At 71.4% G+C, this 9638-nt stretch carries 10 protein-coding genes; 8 read left to right on the plus strand and 2 right to left on the minus strand.

The features are described 5' to 3' along the window. Together DEIPI_RS35770 and DEIPI_RS0119410 are read right to left on the minus strand one after the other, a co-directional pair. Window positions 1-270 (minus strand): MATE family efflux transporter (locus DEIPI_RS35770; protein WP_027482861.1); only part of this gene is annotated, 270 nt, incomplete at its 3' end. Between the two features lie 28 nt (window positions 271-298). Then, window positions 299-1120 carry an SDR family NAD(P)-dependent oxidoreductase gene (locus tag DEIPI_RS0119410; protein ID WP_045234743.1) on the minus strand — a complete coding sequence of 274 codons (822 nt, stop codon included), beginning with the start codon at window positions 1118-1120 and terminating at the stop codon, window positions 299-301. A 151-nt stretch (window positions 1121-1271) separates the two neighbouring features. Here DEIPI_RS0119410 and DEIPI_RS0119415 point away from each other — a divergent pair, with 151 nt between their 5' ends. The 8 genes from DEIPI_RS0119415 (at window position 1272) to DEIPI_RS0119450 (ending at window position 9484) form a co-directional block, all read left to right on the plus strand. Next, a complete protein-coding gene (locus DEIPI_RS0119415; protein WP_027482863.1) occupies window positions 1272-2846 on the plus strand; it encodes an ABC transporter substrate-binding protein in 1575 nt (524 codons plus the stop codon). Between the two features lie 63 nt (window positions 2847-2909). Further along, window positions 2910-3848 (plus strand): ABC transporter permease, encoded by a 939-nt coding sequence (locus tag DEIPI_RS0119420; protein WP_027482864.1) that lies wholly within the window; start codon window positions 2910-2912, stop codon window positions 3846-3848. 10 nt (window positions 3849-3858) lie between these two features. Beyond that, window positions 3859-4713, plus strand: coding sequence for an ABC transporter permease (locus DEIPI_RS0119425; protein WP_027482865.1), 855 nt, complete (start codon window positions 3859-3861; stop codon window positions 4711-4713). Further along, on the plus strand, window positions 4710-5708 hold the full coding sequence (locus DEIPI_RS0119430; protein WP_052351836.1) for an ABC transporter ATP-binding protein: 999 nt from the start codon (window positions 4710-4712) through the stop codon (window positions 5706-5708). Before DEIPI_RS0119425 ends, DEIPI_RS0119430 begins: the two co-directional genes overlap by 4 nt. Beyond that, window positions 5705-6721 carry an ABC transporter ATP-binding protein gene (locus DEIPI_RS0119435; protein WP_027482867.1) on the plus strand — a complete coding sequence of 339 codons (1017 nt, stop codon included), beginning with the start codon at window positions 5705-5707 and terminating at the stop codon, window positions 6719-6721. Before DEIPI_RS0119430 ends, DEIPI_RS0119435 begins: the two co-directional genes overlap by 4 nt. After that, a complete protein-coding gene (locus DEIPI_RS0119440; RefSeq protein ID WP_045234744.1) occupies window positions 6721-7725 on the plus strand; it encodes a GntR family transcriptional regulator in 1005 nt (334 codons plus the stop codon). The genes DEIPI_RS0119435 and DEIPI_RS0119440 overlap by 1 nt, the downstream gene beginning before the upstream one ends. Continuing rightward, complete coding sequence (locus tag DEIPI_RS32820; RefSeq protein ID WP_045234745.1) at window positions 7722-8456, plus strand: creatininase family protein; 735 nt, start codon at window positions 7722-7724, stop codon at window positions 8454-8456. The genes DEIPI_RS0119440 and DEIPI_RS32820 overlap by 4 nt, the downstream gene beginning before the upstream one ends. After that, window positions 8453-9484, plus strand: coding sequence for a ketopantoate reductase family protein (locus tag DEIPI_RS0119450; RefSeq protein WP_027482869.1), 1032 nt, complete (start codon window positions 8453-8455; stop codon window positions 9482-9484). The genes DEIPI_RS32820 and DEIPI_RS0119450 overlap by 4 nt, the downstream gene beginning before the upstream one ends. Window positions 9485-9638: the final 154 nt, after the last annotated feature.

Consider the following 9638-nt stretch of genomic DNA (forward strand, 5'->3'; position numbering starts at 1 on the left):
GACGGAGAGCGTCGCGACGCGCGCGACCTCCGCGTCGTCGCCGCGGCCACGGGCGCGCGACGCGAGGATCGCGCAGCCCGAGCCGAGCACGTTCAGGCAGAGCACCCCGATGAAGACGACGTTGTTCGCGAGGCCCACGGCGGCGATGGTGGCGGTGCCGAGCGTCCCGACGATCACCTGGTTGGCGAAGTTGAGCGCGAGCTGCGTGACGGACTCCAGGCTGACGGGCAGGGCGATGCGGGCGATCTCTCGCCGGGTGTCGGTGGTCATGGGCTCCTGGGACGGGTGGACGCGGGCGTCAGGCCCCGTGGTTGAAGGTGGCGGTGCAGCCGCCGTCGACGGTCATGATGGTGCCCGTCATGAACGAGCTCTCGCCGGACAGGAGGAACACGACGGCCTGCGCGATCTCGTCCGCGTGGGCCTGACGACCGAGAGGCTGGAGCGCCGCGTTCGCCTCGCGGCGCTCGTTCGCGGCGCGGGACTGCTCGGGCGGGAGGCTGGCGCGGCGCCCGCCCATGTCGGTGTCGACGTAGCCGGGGCAGACGGCGTTGACGCGCACGCCGCGCGGGCCGTAGTCCACGGCGAGCTGCCGGGTGAGGTTGACCACGCCGCCCTTGGAGGCGCAGTAGGCGGGCGCGTTCGGCGCGCCGATCAGACCGTAGGTGGACGCGACGTTCACGATCGCGCCGCGCCGCTCGACGAGGTGCGGGAGGGCCGCGCGGGCGCACAGGAAGGGCCCGCGCAGGTTCACGGCGAGCACGCGGTCCCAGACCTCGACGTCGAGTTCGTGCGCGGGTGAGGCGTCCCCGCCGATCCCGGCGTTGTTCACGAGCGCGTCGAGGCCGCCGAAGGCGCCCACGGCGGCGTCCACGAGGGCGCTCACCTGGACGCGGTCGGAGACGTCGCAGTGAACGAAGACGGCCTGCCCGCCGCGCAGGGCGATGTCGCGCGCGGTGGCTTCCCCCTGCGCCGCGACGACGTCGGCGACGACGACGCGCGCGCCCTCGGCGGCGGCGGCGAGGGCGGTGGCGCGGCCGATGCCGCTCGCGGCGCCCGTGACGATAACGACGCGGTCCTGCAGGCGCCGCCAGGCGCGGGCGCCGTCCTCTGAGGTGGTCATGGCGATCACTGTACAGGGTGAGCGCGCCTGAGGTCGGGAGGACCCGACGGGCGGGTGATTGTCAATTCCTCCACGAAGTGTTATGCTCCCCGATAACAGTCATAACAGCCATAACACGACAACCGCGGTCCGCATCCTCGGAGGTGCCCGTATGAATCGTTTCGTTCGGATGACGCTCGCAGTCGGCGCCACACTCGCCCTCACCCAGGCCCTGGCCGTCACGAGAGGAGGCACCCTCGTCTACGGCCGCTACGCGGACTCGCTGTTCCTCGATCCCGTCCTCAACGACGCCAACCTCGACATCTGGATCCTGACGAACCTGTACGACACCCTGCTGCAACCCTCCAGCAACGGCAAGGGCGTCCAGCCGGGCCTCGCCACGAACTACACCGTCTCGTCCGACGGCAGGAGCCTCAAGCTCACCCTGCGACCCGGCATCAAGTTCGCCGACGGGAGCGCCATCACCGCACAGGACGTGAAGTGGTCCCTCGACCGCGCCCGCAAGCCCGACAACGGCGACTGGAGCGGCTCGCTCGCCAGCATCGATTCCATCACCGCGAGCGGCGGCACCGTCACCCTCGCCCTCAAGCGGCCCGACCCCACCCTGCCCGCCGCGCTCGCCACCTTCAACGCCGCGATCATGCCGCAGAAGCTCTTCGAGGCCGCGCCCGGCAAGAACGACGCCGAGAAGGCCAAGGCCTTCGCGGAGAAACCCATCGGCTCCGGGCCCTTCGTGCTGAGCGACTGGAAGCGCGGCAGCAGCATGACCCTCAAGCGCAACCCCTACTACTGGAAGAAGGGCGCCGACGGCAAGGCCCTCCCGTACCTCGACGCGATCCGCTTCGAGATCATCCCGGACGACAACACCCGCATCCTCAAGCTGCAGTCCGGCGAGATCCAGGGCGCCGAGTTCATCCCGCTCGCCCGCGTGAACGAGCTCAAGGCCAACCCGAAGCTCAACATGCAGTTGTTCCCCTCCACCAAGGTGAACAACATCCTGATGAACAACCGCCCCAAGCTCAACAACGGGAGCGCCAACCCCCTCAGCGACGTCCGCGTACGGCAGGCCCTGAACTACGCCACGAACAAGGACGCCCTCATCCAGATCGTCACGTACGGGACCGGCAAGCCGATGAAGTCGTACATGTCGTCCACGACGCCCCTGTACGACACCACGCAGAAGGGCTACCCCTACGACCTCGCGAAGGCCAAGCAGCTGCTCGCCGCCGCCGGATTCGCGAACGGCTTCGAGGTCAGCTGCCTCGCCACGAGCGGCAGCGCCGACGACCTCGCGCTCCTCACCGCGCTGCAGCAGATGTGGGGCGCGGTGGGCGTGCGCCTGAAGATCGAACAGCTCGACGCGGCGTCCAAGACGGCCCGCTACCGCGCCAACGACTTCCAGATGCGCACCGCCGCGTGGACGAACGACATCAACGACCCCAGCCAGATCACCACCTACTACGCCATCTACGACAACGTCGAGTCCGTCCACACCGGCTTCAAGAACGCCGAGCTCGAAAAGATCTTCGCGCAGAGCCAGCAGGAGACCAGCCGCGTCAAGCGCGCCGCGCAGTACCGTCAGATCCAGTCGATCTACATGAACGCCGCGCCCATCGTGTTCCTCTACGAGACGCCCTACCCCGTGGCGCTCCAGAAGAACGTCAAGGGCTTCGTGCAGATCCCGCTGGGCAACAACATCTTCACCGAGACGTACCTCGACAAGTAACCGCACCCCACGGGCCGCCGCCATCCCTCAAGGTGGTGGCGGCCACCCTTCCGGAGGAAGGCCATGCGCGCCACGTACGTCCTCAAGCGCCTGCTGCAGATCATCCCGACGTTCATCGCGGTGATGGTCATCGTGTTCCTGCTCGTGCGGCTCCTGCCGGGCGACCCGGCCAGCGCGATCCTCGGGGACCGCGCCACGCCCGAGATCATCGAACGCACCAAACGCGAGCTCGGCCTCGACCGCCCCATTCCCGTGCAGTTCCTGCTGTTCGCGGAACGTCTCCTGCACGGCGACCTCGGCGAGAGCAGCAGCCTCAAGGTGCCCGTGCTGCGGCTCGTCGCCGAACGCCTCCCCGTCACCCTGTTCCTCACCGTGTACGCCGCCGTGCTCGGCGTGATCCTCGCGGTGCCGCTCGCGGTGCTCGCCGCCGTGCGCCGCAACACCTGGGTGGACAGCCTCATCCGCGGCATCTTCCAGGTGGGGCTCTCCCTGCCGGTGTTCTACGTCGCGCTGCAGTTCCTCACGCTGCTCGGCGCGAAGCTCGCGTGGTTCCCCATCGGCGGGTACGGCGAGGGCCTCGGCGGGCACCTCTACCACCTCTTCCTGCCCGCGCTGACGCTGGGCTTCAACCTCGCCGCGATCCTGCTGCGCACCCTGCGGAGCGCCATCCTGGAGGTCCTCACGGCGGAGTACGTGGAGTTCGCGCGCAGCAAGGGCCTCAAGTCGGCCGTGGTGATGTCGCGGCACGTGCTGAGGAACGCCATGATCTCCACCGTCACGCTGCTCGGCCTCAACGTCGGCGCGCTCATCGGCGGCGCCGTCATCACGGAGTCCGTGTTCGCCATTCCCGGCGTGGGCCGCCTCATGATCGACGCGATCTTCGGACGCGACTACCCGGTCATCCAGGGCCTCACCCTCGTGTTCGCCGTGCTGGTATCGCTCGTGTTCCTCGTCACGGACCTCGTGCACGCCCGCCTCGATCCCCGCGTGGAGCACGCGTGAAGGGAGCCGCATGACCACCACCGCCCCCACCACGACCGGCGTGCCGCGCGCCCGCTCGCGCCGCCGCGTCAAGCCCACCCTCGCCCTCGGCCTCGTGCTGCTCGTGCCCTTCGTGCTCGCCGCGCTCGCGCCGCGCCTGCTCGCGCCCTACAGTCCCACCGACTTCGACTACTCCGCCATCCTGCAGGCACCCAGCGCCAAGCATCCCTTCGGGACGGACAACTTCGGACGTGACGTGCTCAGCCGCGTCATCCACGGCACCCGCGTCGACATGCAGATCGCGGTGTTCACCACCCTCTTCCCCTTCGTGTTCGGCAGCCTGCTCGGCGCCTTGACGGGCTTCGTGGGCCGCTGGGCCGACGCGGTCGTCGGGCGCGTCGCGGACCTCGTGGTGGTCTTCCCCTTCCTCGTGCTCGTCATCGCGATCGTCGCGGTGCTCGGCCCGGGCCTCACGAACATGTACATCGCCGTGAGCGCCGTCGGCTGGGTCGCGTACTGGCGCCTCGTGCGCGGCGAGGTCGTCGCGCACAAGCAGACCGAGTACGCCCAGGCGGCGCGCGTGCTGGGCTTCTCCCCCACGCGGGTGCTCCTGCGGCACATCCTTCCGAACGCCATCACGCCCGCCATCGTGTACCTCATGACGGACATGAGCCTCGGCATCCTGCTCGGCGCGTCGCTCGGCTACCTCGGCCTCGGCGCGCAACCCCCCACCCCCGAGTGGGGCGTGATGGTCGCGGACGGCAAGAACTTCATGGTGACCGCGTGGTGGATCTCGGGCTTCCCGGGGCTCGCGCTGACCCTCGCGGGCGTCACCTTCAGCCTGATCGGCGACGGCCTCGCCGACGCCCTGAGGCCCCGCTCGTGAGCGCCGCCGAATCGGTCCTGCGCGTCCGCGACCTCGACGTGCGCATCCCCACCCCACGCGGGGAGCTGCACGCCGTGCGCGGCGTGAACTTCGACCTGCGGCCCGGCGAGGTCCTCGGGCTCGTCGGGGAGAGCGGCAGCGGCAAGAGCGTCACGCTGCGCGCCCTGCTCGGCCTGCACCGCAAACCCGTCCGCGTGACGGGCGAGGTGACGTACGGCGGGCACAACCTCGTCGGGATGCCCGAACGGAAGCTGCGCGACGTGCGCGGCGCGCAGATCTCCATGATCTTCCAGGAACCCATGACCGCCCTCAACCCCGTCCTGACCATCGGCGAGCAGATCCGCGAGAACCTGCGCGAGCACCGCGGCGTCACGGGCCGCGCCGCCCTCGCGCGCGCCACGGAACTGCTCGACCTCGTCGGCATCCCGAGCGCCGCGACGCGCCTCGCGGACTACCCGCACCAGTTCTCCGGCGGGATGCGGCAGCGCGCCATGATCGCCATCGCCCTCGCGTCCGAGCCGCGCGTGCTGCTCGCCGACGAACCCACCACCGCGCTCGACGTGACCATCCAGGACCAGATCCTGCGGCTGCTGCTGCGCCTGCGCGAGCAGCTCGGCATGAGCGTCGTGCTCGTCACGCACGACCTCGGGGTGGTCGCGCAGACCTGCGACCGCGTCGCCGTGATGTACGCCGGGCGGCTCGTGGAGACCGCCGGCGTCACGGACCTCTTCCGTCAGCCGCGCCACGCCTACACGCTCGGGCTGCTGCGCAGCCTTCCGGACGCGGGCGCGCACCGCCGCCCCCTGCGGCCCATCACGGGCAGCCCCCCGGACCTGCGCGACGCCCCGCGCGGCTGCGCCTTCTTCCCCCGCTGCGCGTTCGGCACGGACGCCTGCCTCGGCGCGGAACCGCCGCTCGTGCCGCTCTCGGGCGAGCGCGCCACCGCCTGCGTCCATCACGCTCAGCTGCCCGCCGTCGGGGAGGTGCTGGTATGACCGCCGTGGAAGGTGACGCGCTGCTCGACGTGCGCGGCCTCACCAAGACCTTCCCCGCCCCGCAGGGACTCGTGGACCGCTGGCGCGGGAAGCCCCGCAAGGTGGTGCGGGCCCTCACCGACGTGGACCTCACCGTGCGGCGCGGCGAGACGCTCGGCATCGTCGGGGAGAGCGGCTGCGGCAAGTCCACCCTCGCGCGCTGCCTCGTGCGGCTCTACCCCGCCGATCGGGGCAGCGTCCGCTACGCGGGCGAGGACGTCCTCTCCCTCGGCGGCGACGAACTGCGCCGCTACCACCGCCGCGTCCAGATGATCTTCCAGGATCCCTTCTCGTCCCTCAACCCCCGCATGACCGTCGGGCAGGTGCTGCGTGAGGTGCTGACCGTGCATCGTCTGCGGCCCCGCGAGGGGATGGACGCGCGCGTCACGGAACTCCTCTCGCTCGTCGGGCTGCCCGCCGAGGCCGCCGGGCGGCTCCCGCACGAGTTCTCCGGCGGGCAGCGTCAGCGCATCGGCATCGCGCGGGCCCTCGCGCTCGAACCCGAATGCATCGTCGCGGACGAGCTCGTCTCCGCGCTCGACGTGAGCGTGCAGGCGCAGGTCGTGAACCTGCTGCTCGAACTGCAGGAGAAGCTCGGCCTGACGGTGCTGTTCGTCGCGCACGACCTGCGCCTCGTGAGGCACCTGTCGCACCGCGTGGCCGTCATGTACCTCGGGCGGGTCGTGGAGGTCGCGCCGACGAACGTGCTGTTCGAGCGGCCCGCGCACCCCTACACCCGCGCGCTCCTCGCGGCCGCGCCGCACCTCGACCCCGCGCACCGCGTGGACGCGCCCGCCCTCTCGGGCGAGTTGCCCAGTCCCCTCGACGTCCCGAGCGGCTGCCCCTTCCGCACGCGCTGCCCGCACGCCTTCGACCGCTGCGTCACCGAGCGTCCCGAACTCCTCGACGTCGGCGCGGGGCAGCAGGTCGCCTGCCACCTCTTCGATCCCGCCGCGAGCGCCGGGGGGCGCTGATGCGGCCCGACGTCACCGAGGGGCTCCCCGCCTTCACGGTGGACCGGACGCTCGCCGTGCCGCTCGGCGTGCAGCTTCGCGGGCAGATCGAGTACGGCATCGCCTGCGGGGACCTGCCGCCCGGCACGCGCCTCCCGAGCATCCGTGACCTCGTCGTGCAGACCGGCGTGGCGCACGTGACGGTCGCGCACGTCTACAAGGACCTCGTGACGCGCGGGCTGATCGTGACGCACGCGGGACGCGGCACGTACGTCGCGGATCCGGGCGCCACGCGGCCCTCGCGGAACTTCGCGGCGCTGCGCGCCTCGCTCGCGGACGTGCTGGAACGCGCCGCGCGCGACGGCATCGAGCCCGAGAGCGTCGTGGCGTTCCTGCAGGCGATGGTCACGCGCGGGCACGCCACCCGTGGAGTGGGCCTGAACATCGTGCTGATCGGCGTGCTCGACGCGGCCACGCACGCGTACGCGCTGGAACTGCAGGCGCTGCTGCGCCCCGAGGACCGCGTACAGGCCTGCACCTTCACGCAGCTCGCACGGCCCGACCTCGCCGACGACGTGCGCGGCGCGGACGTCGTGCTGACCCTCGGGCATCGCCTTGCGGAGGCGCGAGCGCTGCTGCCCGGCCTCGACATCCTGCCCGTACGCGTCGCGGTGTCCTTCGCGACACGCGGCCAGCTCGCGGCGCTCGCGCCCGACACGCGTCTCGCGCTCGTCGCGACCTTCGACGACTTCCTCCCGACCTTCCTGGCGGGCGTGCACCGCTTCGCCCCGCAGGTGAGCGAGGTGCGCGCCACGCACCTCGGCGCGTCCGACGTGCCCGACCTGCTCGGGTGGTGCGACGCGCTCGTGTACGCGAGCGGCGCGGACGGCATCGTGACGGGCCTGCGCGCCGGGAAGTTCGCCTTCGAGTACCGCCACGCCGTCGACGTCGGCGACGTGGAACGCACCCTCATGCCCGCGCTGGAGGAGCAGCGCGGGCTGCTGCGCGAAAGGAAGACCCCATGAAGATCGAGGCGATGAACTGGATGCAGGTGGAAGCCTACCTGCGGCGCGACGACCGCTGCGTGCTTCCCCTCGGCAGCACCGAGCAGCACGGCTTCATGAGCCTGTGCGTGGACAACATCCTGCCCTCCAGGCTCGCGGAGGACGTGGCCGCGCCGCTCGGGGTGCCGGTCTTCCCCGTCCTGCCGTACGGAATCACGCCGTACTTCCGCGCGTACCCCGGCAGCGTCACCCTGCGCGTGCAGACGTACCTGTCGGTGGTGCGCGACGTCCTCGACGGGCTGTACGAGCAGGGCTTCCGGCGGATCCTGATCGTGAACGGGCACGGCGGCAACTCGCCCGCGCAGGGCCTCACGGGCGAGTGGACCGCCGATCACGACGGCGCGCAGGTCCTCTTCCACAACTGGTGGAACGCGCCGCGCACCTGGGCGGAGGTGCAGCGCATCGATCCCGTGGCGTCGCACGCGTCGTGGATGGAGAACTTCCCCTGGACGCGCCTGCCGGGCGTGGAGCTCCCCGCACACCAGAAGCCCATGACGGACCTCGATCGGCTGCGGCTCCTCTCGCCCCGGCAGTTGCGCGAGACGCTCGGCGACGGCAACTACGGCGGGCTGTACCAGCGCCCGGACGAGGACATGCTCTCGCTGTGGGACGTGGCGGTGCGCGAGACGACGGACCTCCTGGAGCGCGGCTGGGCTTCCCTGACGCCCGCGCCGGCCGGGCGGGGCGCGTGAGGCTCCTCGTGTGGGGCGCGGGCGCGATCGGCGGGACGATCGGCGCGTACCTCGCCCGGGCCGGGCACGACGTGACCCTGGTGGACCGCGACGGGGACCACGTCCGCGCCGTGAACGAGGGTGGTCTGCGCATCGAGGGGCCCATCGAGACGTTCACGGCGCGCGCGCCCGCCTTCACGGCCTCGGACGTGACCGGCGCGTGGGACACGGTCCTGCTGTGCACCAAGGCGCAGGACACCGAGCGTGCGGCGGCCCAGCTCGCGCCGCACGTCACGCCGGGCGGTTGCGTGGTGTCCGTGCAGAACGGCCTCAACCCGCTCGTCCTCAACGAGACCTTCGGGCAGGCGCGGGTGCTGGGCAGTTTCGTGAACTTCGGCGCGGACTACCTCTCGCCCGGCACGGTGCACTACGCGGGACGCGGCGCGGTCGTGGTGGGCGAGCAGGACGGACGCCTCACCGAGCGCGCGCGGACGATCCACGCGGCGCTGCGTGACTTCGACGCGGACGCCGTGCTGAGCGACAACGTCCTGGGCTACCTGTGGAGCAAGCTCGGCTACGGCGCGCTGCTCTTCGCGACGGCCGTCACGAACGACTCCATCGCGGACGCGCTCGCCCGGCCCGAGGACCGCGCGATGTACGTGGCGCTCGGGCGGGAGGTGATGCGCGTCGCCGTCGCGCACGGCATGCGCCCCGAGGCCTTCAACGGCTTCGACCCCACCGCGTTCCTGCCGGGCGGCACGGACCTCGCCGCGAACGCCAGCATGGACGACCTCGTCGCGTTCAACCGCCGCAGCGCGAAGACGCACAGCGGCATCTGGCGCGACCTCGCCGTCCGCAGGCGCCGCACGGAGGTGGACGCGCAGCTCGGCTGGGTGGTGCGCTTCGGCCGCGAGCACGGCCTGCCCACGCCCATCACGGCGCGCCTCGTGGAGCTCATCCACGAGCTGGAGGACGGACGCCGCGAGCTGTCGCGCGCGAACCTCGACGAGTTGCGCGCCCTCGCCGCGACCGGGAGCGTGGCGTCATGACCGACTTCCGCACGCTGTCCGGCGAGATCAACGACCTGCTGTGCGTCCTCAACCTGCTCGCGTGGGACGCGCGGACGCAGATGCCGCCCGGCGGGAGCGGCACGCGCGCGCTGCAGACGGCGACCGTGAGCGGCCTCGCGCAGCGCCTCCTGCT

The sequence above is a fragment of the Deinococcus pimensis DSM 21231 genome, from assembly GCF_000519345.1.
Taxonomy (GTDB): domain Bacteria; phylum Deinococcota; class Deinococci; order Deinococcales; family Deinococcaceae; genus Deinococcus_A; species Deinococcus_A pimensis.